This is a genomic window from Undibacterium sp. GrIS 1.2 (genome assembly GCF_040544435.1).
In the GTDB taxonomy this organism is placed as follows: Bacteria; Pseudomonadota; Gammaproteobacteria; order Burkholderiales; family Burkholderiaceae_D; genus Undibacterium.
Map to the genome: position 1 here is coordinate 1 of NZ_JBEONP010000015.1, position 22,163 is coordinate 22,163.

The window sequence follows — 22,163 nt, forward strand, 5'->3', positions numbered from 1 at the left end:
ATTGGGTCGTGGCTCATGCCTTCTCCTTAACTTTGAAACGAAGGAGTGTGGCGCGTTCATTTCATCATTGCTAGATGGTTGCGTCGGACGCTTACGGTTGATCTACATCAAAGCTGATAACTCGTCGCAGTATTAAACTTCTTGCCATACAAACGATGATTGATGGAGAAGTAAGAATGAAAAACACTATAGCGTTATCGGTAGTAACAGCCGCGCTGTTAAGCATGTTTTCTGCAACTACGTGTGCACAAGAAAGTCCTTGGTTGGTACGAGTAAGGGCAGAGCATTTGTCAACCGCAAATAAGTCAGATCCTATTGGTGGAGTCGGTGCAGCAGACCGTTTACAGGTCTCCGACAAAACGATTCCTGAGTTGGATATTTCTTACTTTTTTAGTCCAAATATTGCGGCAGAATTGGTACTGACTTATCCGCAAAAACATGATGTTTATCTCGATGGCACAAATATCGGTAGCTTTAAACATTTACCTCCGACTTTGCTGATTCAATATCATTTTTTACCCGATGCGCAGTTCAGTCCTTATCTTGGTGCTGGTATAAATTACACCCGTATTTCTGACGTGAATCTACTTAACGGCGCAGGTTCTTTGGAAAACAGCAGCGTCGGTCTAGCGTTACAAGCAGGTGTGGATTACAAGATAGACAAACGATGGTCAATTAATGCTGATATCAAAAAGGTGCAGATACGTAGCGATGTATTTATTTCTGGTACCAAAATCAGTGCAGTAAAAGTCGACCCTTTGATGATAGCTGCTGGTGTAGGTTATCGCTTCTAAATAATCGCCAAAGGCACATAGAGCGCTGTTCTAAAAGAAATTCTGGGTTAACAGGCAATCGAGGCATAGTCTCGATTGCCTGTTTCCGATTAAGTACAATCGATTAATACCATGCTGTTGGAAAAATAGGGATATATATCCACCTTCTTAGGGTGATTTGAGTTCAGAGACCGCTTTCATGTTGCAATAATTTAAATAAAATTTAGCGATGCATTTGCGCTAAACTCAATTCATTGATTACAGTCTCAGGGTTGCAACTTATGAACGCACATCTTCCTCATCTGGCTACGCCAGCAACCACCTCAACGATCCCACCAATCAAATTACAAGATATTCGGGTTCACTGTGCCGCCTGTAGTCTGCATCAATTATGCCTTCCCATGGGATTAGCCGAAGCGGATATGGATAAGTTGGACAGCATCATTGGCCGTAGAAGGCGGATTAAGCGGGACGATGCCTTGTATCGCATGGGTGAACCGTTCACCAATTTATACGCGATCCGGGTTGGGCATTTTAAAACCTCTCAAACAAACTCTATCGGTCAGCAACATATAACCGGTTTTCAAATGGCTGGCGAGTTGCTAGGGATGGACGCGATTGGTAGTAACGCCCATCACTGTGAGGCAATTGCACTGGAAGACAGCGAGGTGTGTGAGATCCCTTTTAATAGCCTGGAGCATCTATTTGGTGAAGTACCAACCTTACTGAGTCATTTTCATCGCATTATGAGTCGTGAAATTAATCGAGAGCAAAACGTGATGCTGCTGTTGGGTAGCATGCGTGCCGACCAGAAATTTGCCGCTTTTTTGGTGAATCTATCCTCGCGCTATGCTGCGCGAGGATATTCGGCAACACGTTTTCAACTTCGCATGTCACGCGAAGAAATCGGTGGTTATCTGGGCTTGACGATAGAAAGTGTCAGTCGCCTGTTAAGCAAATTTAAAAAGTTAGAGTTACTGTCAGTCGGTCAGCGCGATATAGAACTCCTGCAATTACTCACTTTAAAATCAATTGCGGCAGGTACTGATCATTGTGCTTAGACCTTACCTAAGTATTGTTTAAGTATTGTTTGAGTCGAGCTTGATGCCAGCATTTTTTTATCTGCTTCATTTTATTTTCCTTCAGAAAATAACAGTCTTCCTATTCAGCTCACCGCAGGCTTGTACTAAAAAGAGGGTTGGCTCTTAATGCTGCTATCGGAATTAGCCAACAGCAAATAGCAGGTAAGCGCGCTGGATAGTGCACAACATATCCAGAAGCTAAAAAATCCCAAGGTATAGATCGCGGGTCTGGACAACTCAATCGGCACGCCAGAAAACACCAGATTATGCGGATCAAAAATAGAAAAGAACAAACCTTCGGCAGCAACTGCAACCAAAAAAGATGACCATAATATTGCTATAGCGCGTCGCATGTTTGTCTCCTTTGTTATTGTAAAAACTGCTGATCAGTTTGTTGGCTTACTTGCGTATTCAATCAAAGCGGATCTAGGACGATTGCTTGCTGTAAGGGCCAGTTCCAGACTCCACTAAGGCGCCATTGCTTAGGCTGATCTTCTAGCGTGACTTGCCAGGCTGCTTTATCTAATAACGGTAGTGCTAAAGAAAAATTACCTGAATCATCTACTTGCGTTTTGATCGCCAGATCTTTAGATGGTTGGGTAGGGTGAACTAATTTCATCGTTAAGATACCGTTTGATATTTTTTGATTGCTACTGAGTTTTCCTTTAATGATCCCGCTCGCAGCATCGTATTGTATGGATGCGTTTAACTTTAATGCCGCAGCGACCTTGTCACGCCGCAGGTCCTGATTGATTGCCTGGCCTTCTTTATAATAATCATCCACCACCATCGCATCTTGTTCGCGGAAGGCGATCGAAACCATATACGAGCCGGCAACCACGGCAACAATCGGTGGGGCTAACAAGAACCAAAGCCAGATTTGTTTAAACCAAGGTGCTTGCTTAGTGTTGATTGAGATGGGTACTGAAATAGGTGAGGTCGACATCACACGCTCCTAATTGTGGGGAATAATAAATACAGCTTTTTCTTTGACCTGCAAGGCCGGATTATCGATCGCTTCAAGTTGAAACCAAATTTTGTTACTACCTTGCTTACCGTGATCGTGGTCTACATGCACCCGTACTGGTATCGCTTTTGTAGTAGCTCCCGGCAGCTCGATTTGGTCGGGGCTGTCTAAACGGATTGAGTCCAGCCCCGATACTTTGATGCGATAAATATGATTTGCTTCCGCCGTGTTCATAATTTGTAGCTTATAAACATTCTCAATCACGCCTTCATTTAATTCTCTACCCATAGAGCCACGGTCACGGATAACGTCTAGTTTTAAGGGGACACGTGTTAGCAAATTGATCGCTAATACCGATACGATGACGACCAAGATAGCGCTATAGATCAAGACTCTTGAGCGGAAGATTGACTTCAAAACCTGTTGTTCTGACAGATTATTTTTGATCGCATTTGCGGTAGAAAAACGAATCAAGCCCCTTGGTGCTCCGATCTTATCCATCACCGTATCGCAGGCATCCACGCAGGCGGCACAGCCTATACATTCGTATTGCAGGCCGTCCCGGATATCGATGCCGGTCGGGCAAACTTGAACACAAATTGAGCAATCGATACACGACCCAAGTACAGGATTTTTAGCTGTCTTTGTGCTACGAGGCTCCCCGCGCTGTTGATCGTAGGTCACGATCAACGTGTCCTGGTCAAACATCACACTCTGGAAGCGTGCATAGGGGCACATGTATTTACACACTTGCTCACGCATCCAGCCCGCATTGCCATAAGTCGCCAGCGCATAAAATAAAACCCAGAATAATTCCCATGGTCCCAGTGTGACCAATAATATTTCTTGCATTAATGTTTTGATCGGCGTGAAGTAGCCTACAAAGCTGATACCTGTCCACAAAGCGATTCCTAGCCAGATCGCATGCTTGGCACATTTTTTACTGACTTTTGCCAACGTCCAATTTTGCTTACTTAATTTGATACGGGCGCTGCGGCTACCTTCAATCTTCCGTTCTACCCACATAAAAATTTCGGTATAAACCGTTTGTGGGCAAGCGAAGCCACACCAAAGACGGCCAGCAACCGTCGTAAATAAAAATAATGAGTAAGCGCAAATAATTAACAGCGCGGTCAGATAAATAAAATCCTGTGGCCACAACACGATGCCAAACAAATAGAACTTCCTTGCGGTCAAATCAAACAACACTGCCTGACGATCATTCCATGCCAGCCAAGGCAAACCATAAAACACTAGTTGGGTAAGCCAGACGCAAGCCCAGCGCCAGTTGGCAAAAAAACCTGTTACTTCGCGCGGATAAATATCCTCTCTTGACGCGTACATTTTAATGGTCGCGTATTGAGGTTCTACAGGATCTGCGTGATCTCGTATTTCGGGCGGCTGTATATCAGACATAGCGCACAAGATCCCATTGAATGATGATTAGCAAGTTCATTTTTGTGCAGCTTTTGTCTCTGTTTCATTCGATAAACTCCAGACATATGCCGCAAGCACTTGTACTTTTGCCTCACCCAAAAAATCTTTAAATGGCGGCATCGTATTTTTACGACCTTTATTAATCGTCTCCATAATCGTGTCTAGGCTACCGCCATATAACCAGATTTTGTCGTTCAGTGCCGGGGCACCTAAGGCTTGATTACCGATGCCGCCAGCGCTATGGCAGCCAATACAGGCGGTAAATTTAGATTTGCCAAACGCGGCTTTAATCGGGTCATGAGTAGATCCAGACAAACTCAAGACATAGTGAGCCACGTTTCTAACCTCATCATCCGTACCGACAGCCGCGCCCATCGGCGGCATTTGGCCGTTGCGTCCATACATGATGGTCGTTTTGATGACATCTGGAGCGCCGCCATACAGCCAGTCTTTATCCGTCAGATTTGGAAAGCCTTTATTGCCATGCGCGTCCGACCCATGGCACTGCGCACAATAGGTCAGAAATAGCCGCTCACCAATCAGATGTGCTTGTGGATCTGCTGCTACTGCTTTCAGATCTTGATGTAAATATTTTTCAAACAGCGGGCCATATTCAGCATCGGCAATTTTCAATTCTTTTTGGTATTGCCCGCTTGATTGCCAGCCCAATTTACCGGCATAAGTTCCTAAGCCGGGATACAGATAGAGATAAATTCCGCCGAAGATAATCGTCAACACAAACAGCCACATCCACCAGCGGGGAAGAGGATTATTTAACTCGCCCAAATCCTCATCCCACAGATGACCTGTCGTTTCAACAGGGCCTGGTTCCCCATTTGCATCGGTCGATATTTTGACTTTTGCTGTTGCCTGCGTCCACAGCAATACTCCGCAACCAATAATACTTAGCACCGTCAACAGAGCAATATAAGCACCCCAAAAATCACTTGTAAAATCAGCCATGATGAGACTCCGCTGTGTGAGTACTATTGTTGCTATTAGCGGACTGTGCTTGAGGTGTGTCTGGAAGCCCATCTACAAACTCATCTGCAAAGGGCAGATTTGCTGCCTCATCAAATGCAGTTTGTTGTTTGCCGTTATATGACCAGTACACAATGCCGAGAAATACAAGCAAACAAGCAACCGTCGTAATGCTGCGCATGTCAGTTAAGAAAGTGACGAATTCCATTTTTATCTCCTGCTCTTAATTAAGATGCCCAATTCTTGAAGATAGGCAATCAGTGCGTCTTGCTCTGTTTTTCCTTCTAAGGCCTCCGGTGCGTGCAGAATCTCATCGTCGGTGTAGGGATCGCCCAAGCGTTTTAAAGCACGCATTTTGGGGGCAATATCAGCTGGGTCGAGTTTGGTCTTAGCAAGCCATGGATAGCCAGGCATATTCGATTCTGGTACCAGGTCACGCGGGTTGTTTAAATGCGTTTGATGCCATTCATCGCTATATCTTCCACCGACCCGCGCCAGATCAGGACCGGTACGTTTTGATCCCCATTGAAAAGGCCTATCATAGACAGACTCGCCAGCGACCGAATAATGTCCGTAACGCTCGGTCTCGGCACGGAAAGGGCGGATCATTTGTGAGTGACAGTTGTAGCAACCTTCACGTATATAAATATCCCTGCCGGTCAGTCGCAGTGCTGAATAAGGTTTCAGCCCCGTGACTGGTTCGGTCGTCGATTTTTGGAAAAATAGCGGTACGATTTCTACCAGTCCGCCAAAGCTGACAACCAACACAATCAGTACGATTAATAACCATGGATTTTTTTCTATCCACTCGTGTGAGAACTTCGGTGAAAACTTCGATGACAACTTAGAAGGGGACTTCATTGATTACTCCTCAATAGTGTTATTTTCTGTTGCGACTGAGCTAATTCTGCAAAGTGAGTCAAGCTATGCATGCGCACCAGCAAAGACAGGGATGCGGGTATTTACCGGCTGACTATCGCGCATCGTCATAAACACGTTAAATGCCATCATCAACATGCCGCTCAGGTACAACAAACCGCCACTAAATCTCACTACGTAATATGGATAAGTCGCTTTCACGCTCTCTACAAAGGTGTAGGTCAAGGTGCCGTCAGGATTGACTGCACGCCACATCAAGCCCTGCATCACACCGGCAATCCACATAGCAGCGATATATAAAACGATACCGACGGTGGCGACCCAGAAGTGGAGTTCTATCAAGGACTTACTCCACATTTCTACTTTTCCAGACAGGCGAGGGATCATGTAATACATCGAACCCATCGTGATAAAGCCAACCCAACCCAAAGCACCTGAATGCACATGCCCTATCGTCCAGTCGGTGTAATGCGATAAAGCATTGACCGTTTTGATCGACATCATCGGACCTTCAAAGGTAGACATACCGTAGAAGGACAGCGATACCACCAGAAATTTAAGAATAGGATCCGTGCGCAATTTGTGCCATGCGCCAGAGAGGGTCATGATGCCGTTGATCATGCCGCCCCACGAAGGCGCCAGCAGTATCAGAGAGAACACCATGCCTATCGATTGTGTCCAATCAGGCAAAGCGGTGTAATGCAAATGATGCGGGCCCGCCCACATATACGTGAAGATCAGCGCCCAGAAATGGACGATCGACAGACGATATGAATACACAGGACGCTCCGCCTGTTTAGGAATGAAGTAATACATCATTCCCAGGAAGCCCGCCGTTAAAAAGAAGCCGACCGCATTGTGGCCGTACCACCATTCAATCATCGCATCCTGTACGCCGGAATAAGCAGAATAGGATTTGGTCAGCGAGACAGGCATCGCAGCGCTATTCACAATATGTAATAACGCGACTGTCAGAATAAACGCACCGAAGAACCAGTTGGCAACGTAGATATGCGGCACTTTACGTTTAAGCAGGGTGCCAAAAAATACCACTGCATACGACACCCAGACCACCGCCAGCAACAGATCGATAGGCCACTCCAGCTCGGCGTATTCTTTACCTTGAGTCATCCCCAAAGGTAACGTAATCGCTGCCAGCACAATCACCAGCTGCCAGCCCCAGAAAGTAAAAGCGGCTAAGCCATCGGAGAATAATCTGACCTGACAAGTGCGCTGCACGACATAAAACGAGGTCGCCATTAATGCGCTGCCGCCAAAGGCAAAAATCACCGCATTAGTATGTAGTGGCCGCAAGCGGCCGTAGGTAAGCCAGGGGATATCAAAATTCAGTTCCGGCCATGCCAACTGAGCGGCAATCAGCGCACCAACCAGCATACCGACCACACCCCAAACAATAGTCGCGACAGAAAACTGCTGCACGACTTTGTAGTTATAGTTTAGTGCTTTGTCCACTCAGATTCTCCCAGGATATTTCGATCATGGAGGTAGCATAAGTGGCGGTTGATAAAGATTCCTTGATGTGTATCAAGTGAGGCTCAACTTGTCGCTATTGATGTAGAGATTAATGCGTATTTAGTCTGATGGCGCAAACAAGATCGCATTAAACCCAGATTTTCCATTAGACCGCTACCACTTCGCAAAAACGCAGACGGCGTGCGGTCTTCAGAGGGATAGCACGACCGCGATTTGAGTGGGAACGCTACAGCGACAATTGCACTTTTGGCGAACTGCCTGGCGTTGTTGCTCCTCCTAGCAAGATGCAGCTTGCGTCGTCGTCGCGTCTAGCCAGCCAGTTCGCCAAAGGCACACTTGTCGCTGTTCCAATGGAAAATCTGGGTTAAAAGCAATTTGTCTGAATTGATGTGATGGGTATTTTTGTTAGAAGCTCAATTCTTTTGCATGTCATTCCAGCATGGGTTTAGCTGGAATCCCGTGTCGTTATTTTCAGAATGGGGTCGCTAATTTCTAGCCATGTTTTTCTATCCATATAGGTCGCGCAACAAACGTCGCTGGATTCCGGCTAAACATTGCCGGAATGACGCGCTACTTCTTTTTAATCTCAATGTGATTGGCACCAACATTTAATCTGAAAGTAGCCTGTAAATCCATATACTCCCATTAAAAAATATAAAAATAGCTCAATAGTCCATTAAAGATATGGACACCTATAATATACATGGTAGTAGTATAAATTTATGTGATGGATGTTTTGAATCTTAACCCACATCAGCAAAGTCAATGTGACGAATAGTTTTGTGAGCGTATCTGTTAAAAAAATAGTTTGAAGAGGCCTTTGAATTTGGCCCCGAAGATGGCTTTGAAAAAGGCTTTGAAGGTGACCTGACAACTTTTTAAGGTGGATTTTCTATTGGCTTGATTACTGTGTCTGTCGGTACTTCTGTCAATGTCTCTGCTGGTACTTCTGGATTATCATCATCTTGCAAAATTCTCAAAGCTGGACCAACCATGTCGTCAAACTGACCACTATCCGACATCTTAAGAAATACCCAAATTGAAAAAAATACGATGAGTACGCTGACGGGAATGAGCAAATAAAGTGATTCCATTTTGGTTTTCAGATTTCAGGCGATGGTGTTGATGTCGTCAGCGTAATCAGACGATTTTTTTCTACACTCATTTTTTCTAAGTTAAGCTTTTCTGAGTTCGATGCTGGCGTTGCCTTATGCGATTTGGGTAAGCGATGCAAACGTAGTGCATTGAGTACAACCACCATTGAACTAATCGTCATGCCCACGCCAGAGATCAGCGGAGGCAAATAACCGAACGCAGCCGCAGGTATGACGATCAAATTATAGATACTCGCCCAGACCAAATTTTGCCGGATAATCGCCGTAGTTTTTTTTGCGTGATTGATGGTATCAATTAAGGCACTCAGCTTATCCGATAGTAATACAGCATCTGCGCTGACTTGCGCCAACGAGCTTCCGCCCCCCATCGCAAACGAGATATCTGCCGCACTCAGCACGGCAGCATCGTTGATGCCATCACCCACCATCGCCACCACCGCACCTGCGTGTTGTAGCGTCTGGATAAATTGCAATTTTTGTTCTGGCAGGCGATTGCCATACGCCTCAGTAATCCCCGACTGGCGGGCGATCGACTCCACTATGTTTTGATCATCGCCGCTCAGCAAGATGATTTTTTTCCCCATTGTTTGCAATTGTGTGACCGTCTCCAAAGCACCATCACGCAAGCTGTCTTGCAAATCAAAGCGAGCTAGTAATTCAAACTGATTTGCCAGATAAACTGACGTCACCTCCGGTAGCGCGGGATGCATCATTTTTTTGCCGAGCAGGTCTTCAATAAAATCTTGATTCCCAATTCTGTAGGTAATACCATCTTTGCTTGCCTGCAAGCCTTGACCTGGCTTGGAGTCGATATCGGCGACATGGATTGCGTAGTCCAGCGCCGCAGTAGTATCAGGCTTGATCAGATTTTTTATTGTAGCGGCCTTCAGCGCGCGGGTGATTGCATGGGCGATCGCGTGCGAGCTGGCTTGCTCTAAGCTGGCAGCCAGTTGCAGGCATTGATCTCCGGTCATTGCGCCAAATGTGCATAAGGATTGCACTGTAGGCTTGCCCTGAGTCAGCGTACCTGTTTTATCAAATACAACATGGCTGACATGGGTCATGGTTTCTAATGTAGCTGATCGCATAATCAGGACGCCTTGTTTTAACAGGCGATCAGTAGCCGACGCCAGGGCGGTGGGCGTCGCCAGCGACAGGGCGCAAGGGCAGGAGGCAATTAATACTGCAATCGTAACCGGCCAGGCTTGCGCCGGATCAACCAGGTACCAGATGCAAAAAACGAGCAGGGCGAAAACCAGCAGACAGGTCACAAACCTGGAGGCGACTTGATCTGCCCACAGCAGCATGTGCGGCTTAGTTGCGCTAGCATTTTCCGTCAGCCGGATGATGACGGCAAGATGGCTGTCGGCAGCACAGCGGCTGACTTTAGCGATGATGGTTTGCTCAATATTGATGGCGCCGCCGGGCAGTTCATCATTGGTATTTTTGCTGAGCGGCTTACTTTCTCCACTTAATAGCGAGGCGTCTATTGTCGTGCTGCCTTCAATAATCATGCTATCGGTCGCGATCACATCGCCTTGCCGTATCAGAACAATATCGCCTGCATGTAGCTCGCTTGCCGCTACCAGTTCGCTACTGTGATGATGCGGATAATCTTGCAGCCGCGTCGCTGTCACAGGTAATGCATGCTGTAGTTTTTCTAATCCGTCAAAGGCTTTACGTCTGGCACGCAACTCCAGATAGCGACTGCACAACAGCAGAAAGATGAACATAGTGACCGAATCAAAATATACATCTCCCTGCTGACGATAAGTCGCCACGGCGCTGGCAAAGAACGCTGCCAGTAATCCTATACTGACCGGCACATCCATACCCATTTGACGGGTTTTAATATTGAACCAGGCACCCTTAAAAAAAGGCTGTGCCGAATAGCCGATAGCAGGCAAGGTCAATAGCAGGCTTGCCCAACGTAGCAGAGCGATGTGATCTGCCTCCATCTCACCTGGATGAGAAAAATATAAAGGGAAGGTGTACATCATCACCTGCATCATTGACAAGCCAGCGATAAACAATTGACGGAATAATTGCTTGCTGTGGCGACGAATCAACTCTCCATGTTTGAGTGCCTCAAACGGATGCGCGGTATAGCCAATTTCGCGTAAGGTCGAAATGATCTGGCTCGGTTGGCAGAGTAACGTATCCCAGCGCAGAGATAATTTTTCGCTGGAGACATTTAGGTCGGCGCTCAGGATACCCGGCAGCTTACTCAAGCGCCGTTCAACTAGCCACACGCAAGCGGCGCAACGTATGCCTTCAATCGAAAAAATAGCGCTCGTGATACTGGTATATTCTGCCGTGTTTTTTCTATTAGTTAGGGAATTATCACTGGCGATTTGAGCAGACTGAGTTTGACCAACATCGTAAGCCCGTAGTTGTGCCGGAACGATAGTATCTATCTTGTCAGCCGTCAGCGAATACGCACTCCGCGTCAGATAATAATCCTCGCAACCGCTGGCAACGATTGCTTCTGCCACCGCCTGGCAACCCGGACAGCACATTGCTTGGGTAAGACCGTTAATTGTGGCGGTCCAATAGGTTGCCGCGGGTACTGGTTCACCACAATGAAAACAATCGTGACTGACATGGTTAGTGTTCATCACAGACCTACTTTGCGTGGAGCTATTGGGATGACGGAGGTGGCGGGGATGACGGCGGCAGGAGGATTAATACAGAAGGCATCAAGCCACAAGGCCTGCTGACCAGAGTGACCATAAAATGCGCGGAACAATCCTAGTAGTCCAAATACACAGAGCAGCGATCCGGCAAACAAGCGCCATTTTTTATTTTGTAAATGTGATTTGAGTTTTGCCCCCAAGTTTGATCCAACTGCTGCCATCAATAGCAGCGTCGGTAAGGTACCCAGACCAAAAGCCAGCATCACCATTGCACCGGAGTACGCCGACCCGGACAACATAGCAGTGAATAGGATGGAATACACCATGCCACACGGCAGCCAGCCCCACAACGCACCCATTACAAAAGCTTTAGGGTTGCTATCCAAAGGTAATAAGCGTCGTGTCAAAGGGCTGATGCGCCGCCATACCGACTGGCCTAGTAACTCCAGTTTGCTAATCCCGCGCCAGATATCCATCATGTATAAACCGATTGCCAGCAGGACGAAGTTAGCCATCCAGTAAAAACCATTTTGCAGCGATGTCAGGGTGGATAATGCAAACAGACTCAGCAGTCCGCTGCCAACGCTACCCGCAATCACACCAGCCAGCGTATAGCTAGAAATTCTGCCACTGTTGTAGCTGATTGCACGGGTGGCGTAGTCAAATGCCGAGGCGTGTGCCGCTGTTGCCGTGGCAGCTTCGCTAGTCTCTAAGCTCATACGATTCAGATCGCCAGATTGGTTGGCAGAAACAAGCTGGAGAGGGAAGACCCGTTGCTTTTTTATGCCCGTCTTGGATAACTTGCTCGATGCCATAGAAAAAGCACCTACAATCCCGCCGCACATGCCAACACAGTGGACACTACCAATCAGTCCGGTCAGGAAAACAGGGAGCAGGTTGATGCTTGTCATAGTGGTGCTCTGCCTTTAATTTCACGCTTTTGTCTTACTTATGTCTTGCTGTTATCTTGCTTTTGTCTTGCTCCTGCCTTACTTATATCGTCGTAGAAAAACGTATCGTTTCTGCCGGAGGATGATTTTTTTTATCGCGTAGATAATGATCAAAGACCATACAAATATTTCTGATCAACAGTCGCCCTTTGTCGGTGACACACAAACAATCATCCTCAAATTGAATCAGGCCATCTAGCTGAAATTGGTGTAGCTCCGTCAACTCGTCCGCAAAATAGTCGCTAAAGACGATAGGGTAAGACAGTTCAATCAAGCTAAATGAGACTTCAAAATGACACATCAGACTTTGAATCACAGCCCGTCGTATTAAGTCATCCATATTCAGACGCAAGCCTTTTGCCATTGGCAATTCACCCTGATCTAATCTGGCGTAATACGCATCCAAGGTCTTTTCATTTTGGCTGTAAGTCGTGCCGATGGTACTGATGGCCGACACGCCGCAAGCGATCATATCTGCATCTGCATGGGTTGAGTAACCCTGAAAATTTCTATGCAAGCGTCCCTGTTGCTGCGCGATGGCCAGATCGTCAGTCGGCTTGGCAAAATGATCCATTCCGATATATACATAGCCCGCCGCAGTCAGACGAGTAATGCACAAATGCAGCATGTCCAGCTTGCTGTCCGCGCTAGGTAAATCCGATTCGTTGATCCGTCGTTGCGGTTTAAACAGGTGCGGCAAATGAGCGTAGTTATAAATCGCAATCCGGTCTGGTGAGGCAGCAATCACTTTTATCAAAGTGCGCTCCATGCTGGCTACATTTTGTTTAGGCAAGCCGTAAATCAGATCGATGCTGACCGAGCGGAAACCCGCACCCCGCGCCGCATCAATGATGGCGACTGTCTCTTCCTCTGGCTGAATACGGTTGACGGCTTCTTGCACCTCAGGCTCAAAATCTTGTACCCCAAGACTGATGCGATTAAACCCTTGATTACGTAAAGTTCTGACACGTTGCGGCGTCACCGTACGGGGATCAACTTCGATCGAGTATTCACCCACTTCATCTGATGCCAGCTTAAACCAGCGGCGGATGTGCGCCAGCAAATCATCCATCTGCTCATCGTTGAGGTAGGTGGGAGTACCTCCACCGAAATGTAATTGTTCCACCTGATTGATGCCGCTAAACAGCTTGCCTTGCATTTCAATTTCTTGTTTTAAGTAACCCAGATATTTGGCGGCCTTGCTTCTGTCCTTCGTCACAATTTTATTGCAGGCACAGTAGTAGCAAATCGTGTCACAGAAAGGAATATGGATATACAACGACAAAGGACGCGCACCCTGAACCCGCACACTGGCAACCGCATGCAGGTAGTCCCAAGATGTGAACTGGGTTGATAACTGATCCGCAGTTGGGTAGGACGTATAACGCGGTCCGGATTGCTTCATCTTACGGATAAGGTCAGCATCAAAGTCGATGCCATTTGCTGTGCTGGTGGTTAAGTTGGCGGCTGCCATAGTGATTTCCTGCCATGTTCCAAACGGGTGAGTACGTAGGTGCACGCGTGCGAGCATGCATAAGATGGATGGAGTTTAGTCAGCTTGCTTACGAATCACTTTGATGTAAATCAAAACGGAGTAAGTTAATCTGACTGGCAGGGAATGCTTGGACGTGTGGTTAGATAAAATCAGGCCGGCATTTTGCTGGCGCGGAGATACTTAGTTCTACCCGTAATTAACAGGCGTATAATTTTAATACTGGTAGTGAGTATATTTTATTGTCCATATAATCATTGGACACTAAGTGATATTTATTGAAATTGATGGGGAGTATATTATTTTTGGAGGTGGCACAGACACATAAAACGTGTTCAATATTAATCGGTTAACTGTCGATTGGTCGGCATAATAAAGCCGTGATATTGTTTGGCTAACTAAGTTGATTACATTTCGCGGCTCATCTCACTTTTGCCTTAGGGGTATCCAATGAAACATGGCATTTTAATGTTGAGTTTTTGTTTTGCGACAAACCTGTTCGCACAAGGTATAGATCGGATATCGTATTTAGGAAGAATTCTTCTCAAAGGAGGAAATGAAGCAATCGCAGAATGCAAGATAATTGACTACAAACTCCTGATTTCACAAGCGCCTCCCTACTACATTGTGGAGTGCCACGACCCATCTAATATAAAAAATCGAACATTAAGAATCTGGCACACCAAACCTATTACGGAGGAGTGGCAAGGAAAGGAGGAAGACCGTCCGGCTAACATCATCGTTGGAGAAATAGTCCTTCCATGGAGAAAGACAAAAAAGGACGGTTATACGCTGATGAAATGTGAGGACAAGCAAAATGGAACCGCGATCGTTGGAGCTTTTATACGTAACGGTGCTAATGAGGTAACCCAGAAGAACGCCCTTACTATATTTCGCGTACTTGATAGTGGAGAAATTGAAAAGATCAACTTTGATCAAATCCTGCCTTGTATTGAGCCCGGTTGCTGAATTTTTAAGCCATCCACCAGACGGTCACTGCGCTACTACGCCGCGCAGCAACGGTTAAGTCAGACGTTAAGCTTGAATTAAGCCTACCTGATGCATCAAGATTGTAAATCTATCCTATAAAACTCCAACGTTCCAAGAACTTACACCTGATGCCTGATTGTGTTCAGTAGATTGAGTGATAGGTCAATGTTTTGAAGGCAAGTCTAAAGCTTCGCTGCTATGCCATTTTCCAGATGGTTTAATAACTGACTAGTGACCATCACAATCGCTTGCTCATTGCTGATATCGACTTGCTGGTCAATCGCCAGCGACGCTAAGCCATGGACCATTGCCCAGCACGATAACGCTAACATCTCTGTGGACGAGGCGACCAGATCGCCGTTGCCAACCGCTAGCACAACCAAATCCACCATGACGGCTTTGCATTGATCCCCAGCTTGCCGAAGCTGTTCATAGCGTGTTGAATCGACTCGGTCTGCGGTAAACATCAGCCGGAAAAGATGCGGCTGATGTATCGCAAACCGGACGTAGGCAATCCCCACGTTTTTTAACGCGTCGCCCATGTTTTTACTATCGGGCTTTTTTTTAGCCACTTCCATCGCCTCAGTCAGCTGCTCAAATCCAAATACCGCAAGCTCGGCAAGCAGTGCTTCTCTAGTCGGAAAATGGCGCAATGGTGCTGAATGAGACACGCCAATTTCTCGCGCCAGATTCCGCAGGCTTATTGCCTGGGATCCTCCTGCTGTCAGTGTAGTAAGCGCCTGATCAATTAAGGAGCGGCGCAGATCTTTGTGGTGATAGCTTTTAGCGTTTTCGGTAGGCATAGGATTTTTAATTTTAAGGCTGCATGTTGACACCACCTACATTTCATGTCAATAATGTTGTCGTTGCCTACATTGAGGGGGTTGTGATGAAAAATAAAATTTGGATTAGCCTGTGTTTATTGGCAGTGAGCACAATGACCTTGTGTAGCTGCGAATATCTTGCCATTCGTGCCGCTGCGGATAAACAGGCCTCTACAAAGCGCCTGCCATCTGCTGAGAACGCCGACGCGCTATTTTGGAAAATTCTGCATAACGGAGATTACGCAGAAATTGAAGGCGCCTTAAACACGCTGACCGCCGCTTACCTCGATAACCCCTCCGATGCAACCACGGCCGCCCATATTGGCTGGCTCCACATCTGGCGGCTATCGGAACGCTCACGTTTAGACAAGGTTCCCCCAACCATTATCAACGACGCCACGCTTGCCCGCCGATTTTTCCAGGAAGCGGTAGCACTCAAACCAGAAGACGCACGCTTCCTCGGATTTTTAGGTAGCGCGACGCTGGCAGAAGGATCTATCCATAAAAATGAAAAAGAGATACGCGAGGGTTATTACACCTTACGTCACAGCATTGACGCCTGGCCTGAATTCAATTTATTTACAGCCGGTTATGTCCTCAGCCGGACGCCTGCTGACTCGCCTCAATTTAAAGAGGGATTAGATTGGCAATGGAAAAATGCCGACCTCTGTGCCGGTGAAACAGTGGACAGAAATAATCCTTTATTCAAAAAATATATGGCGCTGGAAACTACGACCGGCAATAAACGCGTCTGCTGGAACTCATGGATTGCGCCCCATAACTTTGAGGGATTTTTTATGAATATGGGGGACATGCTAGTCAAAGCAGGAAACTGGCAAACCGCGAAGCAAGTCTATGCCAACGCCCGCTTATCAACGACCTATTCAAGCTGGACATATAAAGATGAATTAGAAAGCCGGATTAAGAACGCAGAAGAAAATGGCGAGAAATTTAGACGCCTTGATACGGTGGTTCAAAGCGGTCAAAAAATGATGATTAGTAGCAGCCATGCTTGTATGGCTTGCCATAAGAATTAGTGGATGTCGTAAGCATAGACTTACTGGGTTTGCTAAAGCTTAGAAAAATTGACCAAACAAAACGAATAACAACGGAAGATTAGTTTGTTTATAACGCCCATTTTCTTAGGATAGTGCAAGTATTTTTGTAAGGCAATTTTTTAAAAGACACACTGTCATCACCTATACTAAATAAACAGAAATATAGCGGAACATTCAAGTTGGTTTGAATCCCGTCCGCTTGATTCCCTGATGTGAGATACTTGGTTTTATATTAATTTTTTAGATATTTAATATGTTTAATCGTAATAAATACCCGCCTCTTAAAATGCCTGCGACACATGCGGAGATTGTTTCGCATTACATTAAGCATCGTCGGCCTGATTTTGCATGTGAGCTACGGTATTTCGCGGAACCGATAAAATTTTCGGAAGCTTTGCTGAGAGCTATAAATGCTGAACATGAAGGTACGCGTTTTTCGCATCAATGTCGGCTTGGAAAAAATGTTATTCCTGATACACGATCAAGTCTTATTTCAAAACAAGCCCAATTGAAAAAAGTTACTTCGTTCGCCGAGCTGTACGAGGTTATCAATTCTTCAATGGAGAATATTTCTGGCGCAGGATCACTCTATGCATATGACACAGCCTTGCGTCTTGGTACATTCATGAAGCTACCTCCTGAACAAGTATTTTTACAAGCTGGTACTCTTGAGGGCGCGAAGAAACTGCTCCCATCAATTCGTGCACGTTCCGTTGACCTTCTTCTTTTTCCACGAGTATTTCATTGCCTCCCGCACCCGCCGAGATGGAACACCTTCTTTGCTCTTATCGGGATCATTTGTAGTTTAAGTAGTTACAATGCCATTTTATTAAGTTGATCTGTGAAAAAATGAACTTTGTTTCGTTAACATAAATTACCCATCCAACTCCGTCGCTCGCACCCCACTCAATGCGACATCAACACAGGCAAAGTCATCGTTGCCAAAACTGTCTTAGTCGCTCCACCCAGTAAAATTTCGCGGAAGCGTGAATGTCCGTAGCCTCCCATTACTAGTAAATCTGATCCTGTATCTGCGGCTTGTGACAGCAGTGCATTGCCTATGTCAGTCGGGACCTCGTACTTGGATACGTTGACCTTAACGCCGTGTCTGGCGACATAGAGTGCAATGTCGGCACCTGGTTGTTCACCGTGTCTGGCGCCGTCGCGCTCAGGATTAAAGACGACGATTTCTGCGATCTTTGCCCGGCTTAATAATGGTATTGCGGCGGTGACTGCGCGTGCTGCTTGTGTGCTTGCATCCCAGGCGATGATTGCCCGCTGGCCGACTGTTTTAAAGTGACCGGTATAGGGCACGATTAACACGGGGCGGCCGCAATTTAATAAGACCGATTCAGGGAAGTCTGGCATCACGGTGGGTGAGGGCGCGGATAAATCGGTTTGTCCGATAATTACCAGGTCGCAGTAGCGGGCTTGCATATTGATGCCAGTCGCGGCTTCGTCGTCTATGACCAGTGTTTCGTAAGATGTATATCCTAAACTCTTTACGATACTTTCAAATTCATGCAGCGCTACGCGGGCGTTATCGCGTAATAAATCCAGATTAATCACCATACCCGGATCGATGAATAGTGGCGAGCTGTTGGCGTAGATCCAGCGTGAGATACCTGTCATCGCGACACCGACCAAGTGAGCATTCTCTTGTATGGCAATGTTGGTGGCGATGCGAATACGCTCTGCTGCGTTTCTGGATTGATCTACATGGACCAGAATAGTTTTATAGCTCATATTTTCCTCGCGTAATGACGATCATTTACATCAATGCCAGCATGATTGCTAGCTTCTATTCAGCGTAGAAGTGAATCACTGCATAGTCCAGTAATACTCGGTCGATAGGCGTCATAAATACAGAAATATTGATGCAGATCAAATGCTGAAATTTTGATGCGATATTCTTGATACAGATCAAATCTGATCGCAATCGCTTTTGCTACAGTGCGGGAATCTTGATTTTAGATTGGTGGGTATTCTCATGTTGCAAAGCGCATTTCCTCGCTTGCAGATTAAAGCGAAAAGCTTGCTGCCAATCGTGCAGGGTGGCATGGGGATTGGCGTCTCGGCGCACCGGCTGGCAGGGACTGTTGCCAGCCTCGGTGGCGTTGGTACGATCTCTAGTGTGGACTTGCGCAGGCATCATCCTGATCTGATGCAGCACACTGGTAAATGTCGTGATAAAGCAGCGATTGATGCTGTGAATCTGATTGCGCTGGACCGGGAAATTACACTGGCAAAACAACTCTCCAATAGCAATGGCATGGTGGCCGTGAATATTATGCGCGCAGTGTCGCAATACGCCGCTTATGTCAGGCAGGCATGCATCAGTGGTGCTGACGCGATCGTCGTTGGTGCTGGCTTACCGCTCGACTTGCCTGACCTGACTAGCGACTTTAGTAAGCTTGCGCTGATACCGATTTTGTCCGATGCGCGTGGCATTGCTGTCGTGCTTAAAAGATGGATGCGCAAAAATCGTCTGCCCGATGCCATCATTATAGAAAGCCCCCAATTTGCAGCCGGTCATTTAGGCGCAGCGCAATTACAAGATGTGAACAATTCCCATTATGGCTATGCGGTCGTATTGGAGCAGACTTTGGCCTTATTCAAAGACTTGCAATTGGAAAGTGAACATATTCCATTAATCGTTGCTGGCGGGATTAATAGTCACCAAAAAATGGTGAGCATGATGGGCTTGGGAGCCAATGCGGTACAGCTCGGCACGCCATTTGCGGTGACGAAGGAGGGCGATGCGCATCCGTTTTTTAAAAAAGTATTAGCGGACGCAAGGCCAGAAGATATCGTGACGTTTATGAGCGTAGCGGGCTTGCCAGCGAGAGCAGTCCGTACACCTTGGCTGGCAAATTATCTGGAAAAAGAAAGCAAGTTGCAAGACAAGGCGGGGCAGAAGGAATGCACGGTCGGTTTCGATTGTTTGCAACAATGTGGATTGCGCGATGGAATTGCGAAGTCAGGTCAGTTTTGCATCGATACGCAACTAGCGTTTGCATTACAGGGTGATGTCGGGCGGGGATTATTTTTCAGGGGATCCGAGGCATTACCGTTTGGTAGTGCGATTCGCTCTGTTAAAGACTTGATGAATCTGATTTTGAACGGTAATCCGTCGGCGGAATTAATGGTTTAAGAAATTCTAAAACTATGCAGGTCATTTCTGCGAGTCTTTAGCGGGAATCCAGAGGCGTTCATAAATCAATCAACGCACCTGGATTCTTGCCGATGAAAGATTACAGACTTAGTTCCAGCACCTTGCGGCTAATATCCAAAGTCACATCCCGTTTTTCACCTAGCGCTACCATCTTATGTGTTTCTAACGCAGCCAGAATCGGTGCAATGTTCTCATCTTTCAGTGCGTAATCGCCAAGACGTGTCTTGACACCCATTTGCTCAAAGAAGTCTTGCGTGCGGCTGATGGCAGCATCGATACGGCTGTCTTCGCTGCCTTCACGCAGATCCCAGACGCGCTCAGCGTATTGCAGCAGTTTTGCCCGTTTGGCTTCTTTACGAATACGCAGCATGCTAGGCAATACGATTGCTAATGTCTGTGCATGGTCGAGGCCGTGCAGCGCTGTGAGTTCGTGGCCGATCATGTGCGTTGCCCAGTCTTGCGGCACACCGGTAGCGATTACGCCATTCAAGGCCATAGTGGCACACCACATCAGATTGGCGCGGACATCGTAGTCTTCTGGGTTGACCAGTGCTTTTGGTCCTTCTTCGATCAGCGTTTTTAAAATCCCTTCGGCGAAGCGATCCTGGACTGGTGAATTGACTGGGTAAGTCATGTACTGTTCCATCACATGCACATAGGCATCGACTGCGCCATTACCAACCTGGCGGATCGGCAAGGTAAAGGTTTTAGTCGGATCGAGGACAGAAAATTTTGGGAAGCAATGACGGCTGGAGAAGGCCATTTTGGCTTTGATTGATTTGCGGGTGACGACTGAGCCGCTGTTCATTTCTGACCCGGTAGCGGGTAATGTCAGTACACTACCGAAAGGCAGGGCTTGCGTTATATTGCTGCCGCGCTTTTCTAAAATTGCCCAAGGATCATCGCCTTCAAATAAAGCGGCCGCTGCGACAAATTTAGTGCCGTCAATCACAGAGCCACCGCCAACAGCGAGTAGAAAATCAATACCGTTTTTCTTGACCGACTCGACTGCTTGCATCAAGGTTTCATAGCTAGGATTTGGCTCGATGCCGCTGAATTCTGTCACGCTGCGGTTGCCTAGCGCTGTCATGACTTCGTCAAAAACGCCATTTTGTTTGATGCTGCCACCACCGTATAAGACTAAGACTTTGGCATTGGAGGGAATGACTTTATCTAAGTCGGCAATACGGCCTTTGCCGAACAGAATTTGAGTAGGGTTATAAAAATCAAAATTTAACATGTGCTGCTCCTGGTGAGGGTTGCTCAAACGCTCGATCCCGATCTGGCGAGCGCGGTTTGAAAAGCGAGTGGGCACTATCCTAGCGCATATTCTGATTTTGTGATCGACCGTACTTTTTTATTGCCCGAGGAACAGGAATACGCTGGGCTTTTTATGGAAGTCGGGCGCTTTGTTTGCTTGTATTTTTGCTTTCCATTCTGCTGCGCTGGTGGTGATGATGCTTTCGCTAGTCAGGCTGAGATCGGTTGCGACGCAAATTAAGCTGTTTGGGTTGCAGGTCGTCGCCAGCGCTTCTAGCATCGCGGCGTTGCGATAAGGCGTTTCAATCAGTAATTGTGTTTGTTTTTCTTTGCGTGAGCGATCTTCCAGCTCTTTAATCCGCTTGGCACGTTGCGCCGCGTCGGTCGGTAAATAACCGTGGAAAGCAAAGCTTTGTCCATTTAAGCCGCTAGCCATCAAAGCCATCAGCAAAGACGATGGACCAACGAGTGGACGCACAGTGATGCCGCGCTGGTGCGCCAGTCGTACCAGATTAGCACCGGGATCAGCCACCGCCGGGACGCCTGCTTCTGAAATTAAGCCGACGTCGTGGCCTTGCAATAGCGGCGTTAATAAGCCTTCTAATGCTTGCGCTGGCGTATTGACGTTGAGTTCGCTCATCTGGATTTCTTGCACTGGTTTGCTCAGCGCATGATGCTGGCTGAGTAATTTGAGATAGGCGCGCGTAGTTTTGGCGTTCTCCACCACAAAATGCGATAAGCCAGCGGTCATTTGCTGAACGGTGTCGGGGATGATGCTTTGCAGCAGGCTTGCTTGCTGATCTTCTGCACAGCCTAACGTATTGGGAATCAAGTAAAGTGTGCCGGTCATATTGTAATTTTAATGATGATACTGGGTTGGGTATGAGTGTTTTATGGTTGGTTGTCCAGGGAAAGTCTGGACATTAGGCATATTGATGGGGATACTCCCCTTTTTTTGATTTTTCTTGCGTACGTTAATCTTGCGTTTGCTCGTGTCTGCTAACTTCTCTGCTAACTTCTCTGCTAACTTCTCTGCTAACTTGTTAGCTA

The 22,163-nt window shown here is 46.9% G+C and carries 21 protein-coding genes; 6 read left to right on the forward strand and 15 right to left on the reverse strand.

Annotated elements, in window-relative coordinates:
* The first annotated feature begins 176 nt into the window (after positions 1-176).
* Complete coding sequence (locus AAKU61_RS08430) at positions 177-794, forward strand: OmpW/AlkL family protein (protein ID WP_354331302.1); 618 nt, start codon at positions 177-179, stop codon at positions 792-794.
* A gap of 260 nt (positions 795-1,054) precedes the next feature.
* On the forward strand, positions 1,055-1,834 hold the full coding sequence (gene fnr / locus AAKU61_RS08435; protein WP_354331304.1) for a fumarate/nitrate reduction transcriptional regulator Fnr: 780 nt from the start codon (positions 1,055-1,057) through the stop codon (positions 1,832-1,834).
* 125 nt (positions 1,835-1,959) lie between these two features.
* Here fnr and AAKU61_RS08440 read toward each other — a convergent pair whose 3' ends face one another.
* The 11 genes from AAKU61_RS08440 to hemN all read right to left on the reverse strand — a co-directional run bounded on the left by AAKU61_RS08440 (position 1,960) and on the right by hemN (position 13,788).
* The gene (locus AAKU61_RS08440; RefSeq protein ID WP_354331306.1) at positions 1,960-2,208 is read right to left on the reverse strand and encodes a hypothetical protein; all 249 of its coding nucleotides are present in this window, start codon (positions 2,206-2,208) and stop codon (positions 1,960-1,962) included.
* A 62-nt stretch (positions 2,209-2,270) separates the two neighbouring features.
* On the reverse strand, positions 2,271-2,801 hold the full coding sequence (locus AAKU61_RS08445; RefSeq protein WP_354331308.1) for a FixH family protein: 531 nt from the start codon (positions 2,799-2,801) through the stop codon (positions 2,271-2,273).
* 9 nt (positions 2,802-2,810) lie between these two features.
* Positions 2,811-4,238: a cytochrome c oxidase accessory protein CcoG gene (ccoG, locus tag AAKU61_RS08450; RefSeq protein WP_354331309.1), complete on the reverse strand. Its 1,428-nt coding sequence runs from the start codon at positions 4,236-4,238 to the stop codon at positions 2,811-2,813.
* Between the two features lie 36 nt (positions 4,239-4,274).
* Positions 4,275-5,222 carry a cytochrome-c oxidase, cbb3-type subunit III gene (ccoP, locus tag AAKU61_RS08455; protein WP_354331311.1) on the reverse strand — a complete coding sequence of 316 codons (948 nt, stop codon included), beginning with the start codon at positions 5,220-5,222 and terminating at the stop codon, positions 4,275-4,277.
* Positions 5,215-5,448, reverse strand: a complete 234-nt coding sequence (locus AAKU61_RS08460; RefSeq protein WP_354331313.1) for a cbb3-type cytochrome oxidase subunit 3 — start codon at positions 5,446-5,448, stop codon at positions 5,215-5,217. Before AAKU61_RS08460 ends, ccoP begins: the two co-directional genes overlap by 8 nt.
* Before the next feature lie 2 nt (positions 5,449-5,450).
* Positions 5,451-6,101: a cytochrome-c oxidase, cbb3-type subunit II gene (gene ccoO, locus AAKU61_RS08465; RefSeq protein WP_322119327.1), complete on the reverse strand. Its 651-nt coding sequence runs from the start codon at positions 6,099-6,101 to the stop codon at positions 5,451-5,453.
* 63 nt (positions 6,102-6,164) lie between these two features.
* Positions 6,165-7,592, reverse strand: coding sequence for a cytochrome-c oxidase, cbb3-type subunit I (gene ccoN, locus AAKU61_RS08470; protein ID WP_322119326.1), 1,428 nt, complete (start codon positions 7,590-7,592; stop codon positions 6,165-6,167).
* An 899-nt stretch (positions 7,593-8,491) separates the two neighbouring features.
* Positions 8,492-8,707 carry a cbb3-type cytochrome oxidase assembly protein CcoS gene (ccoS, locus tag AAKU61_RS08475; protein ID WP_354331316.1) on the reverse strand — a complete coding sequence of 72 codons (216 nt, stop codon included), beginning with the start codon at positions 8,705-8,707 and terminating at the stop codon, positions 8,492-8,494.
* An 8-nt stretch (positions 8,708-8,715) separates the two neighbouring features.
* Positions 8,716-11,346 (reverse strand): heavy metal translocating P-type ATPase, encoded by a 2,631-nt coding sequence (locus AAKU61_RS08480; RefSeq protein WP_354331318.1) that lies wholly within the window; start codon positions 11,344-11,346, stop codon positions 8,716-8,718.
* Positions 11,346-12,275 carry a sulfite exporter TauE/SafE family protein gene (locus AAKU61_RS08485; protein ID WP_354331320.1) on the reverse strand — a complete coding sequence of 310 codons (930 nt, stop codon included), beginning with the start codon at positions 12,273-12,275 and terminating at the stop codon, positions 11,346-11,348. The genes AAKU61_RS08480 and AAKU61_RS08485 overlap by 1 nt, the downstream gene beginning before the upstream one ends.
* Before the next feature lie 82 nt (positions 12,276-12,357).
* On the reverse strand, positions 12,358-13,788 hold the full coding sequence (gene hemN, locus AAKU61_RS08490) for an oxygen-independent coproporphyrinogen III oxidase (protein WP_354331322.1): 1,431 nt from the start codon (positions 13,786-13,788) through the stop codon (positions 12,358-12,360).
* Positions 13,789-14,256: 468 nt separating this feature from the next.
* On the opposite strand from hemN, the gene AAKU61_RS08495 reads away from it, so the two are divergent.
* A complete protein-coding gene (locus AAKU61_RS08495) occupies positions 14,257-14,775 on the forward strand; it encodes a hypothetical protein (protein WP_354331324.1) in 519 nt (172 codons plus the stop codon).
* A 203-nt stretch (positions 14,776-14,978) separates the two neighbouring features.
* Here AAKU61_RS08495 and AAKU61_RS08500 read toward each other — a convergent pair whose 3' ends face one another.
* A complete protein-coding gene (locus tag AAKU61_RS08500) occupies positions 14,979-15,599 on the reverse strand; it encodes a TetR/AcrR family transcriptional regulator (protein ID WP_354331326.1) in 621 nt (206 codons plus the stop codon).
* An 86-nt stretch (positions 15,600-15,685) separates the two neighbouring features.
* Here AAKU61_RS08500 and AAKU61_RS08505 point away from each other — a divergent pair, with 86 nt between their 5' ends.
* Together AAKU61_RS08505 and AAKU61_RS08510 are read left to right on the forward strand one after the other, a co-directional pair.
* Positions 15,686-16,657 carry a tetratricopeptide repeat protein gene (locus AAKU61_RS08505; RefSeq protein WP_354331328.1) on the forward strand — a complete coding sequence of 324 codons (972 nt, stop codon included), beginning with the start codon at positions 15,686-15,688 and terminating at the stop codon, positions 16,655-16,657.
* 274 nt (positions 16,658-16,931) lie between these two features.
* A complete protein-coding gene (locus AAKU61_RS08510; protein WP_354331330.1) occupies positions 16,932-17,516 on the forward strand; it encodes a hypothetical protein in 585 nt (194 codons plus the stop codon).
* A 68-nt stretch (positions 17,517-17,584) separates the two neighbouring features.
* Here AAKU61_RS08510 and AAKU61_RS08515 read toward each other — a convergent pair whose 3' ends face one another.
* Positions 17,585-18,424: a universal stress protein gene (locus AAKU61_RS08515; protein WP_354331332.1), complete on the reverse strand. Its 840-nt coding sequence runs from the start codon at positions 18,422-18,424 to the stop codon at positions 17,585-17,587.
* 244 nt (positions 18,425-18,668) lie between these two features.
* Here AAKU61_RS08515 and AAKU61_RS08520 point away from each other — a divergent pair, with 244 nt between their 5' ends.
* On the forward strand, positions 18,669-19,832 hold the full coding sequence (locus AAKU61_RS08520) for an NAD(P)H-dependent flavin oxidoreductase (protein WP_354331334.1): 1,164 nt from the start codon (positions 18,669-18,671) through the stop codon (positions 19,830-19,832).
* Positions 19,833-19,932: 100 nt separating this feature from the next.
* On the opposite strand, the gene AAKU61_RS08525 is transcribed toward AAKU61_RS08520, so the two are convergent.
* Together AAKU61_RS08525 and AAKU61_RS08530 are read right to left on the reverse strand one after the other, a co-directional pair.
* Complete coding sequence (locus AAKU61_RS08525) at positions 19,933-21,093, reverse strand: iron-containing alcohol dehydrogenase (protein ID WP_354331336.1); 1,161 nt, start codon at positions 21,091-21,093, stop codon at positions 19,933-19,935.
* A gap of 117 nt (positions 21,094-21,210) precedes the next feature.
* On the reverse strand, positions 21,211-21,963 hold the full coding sequence (locus AAKU61_RS08530; RefSeq protein ID WP_354331338.1) for an SAM-dependent methyltransferase: 753 nt from the start codon (positions 21,961-21,963) through the stop codon (positions 21,211-21,213).
* Positions 21,964-22,163 lie beyond the last annotated feature (200 nt).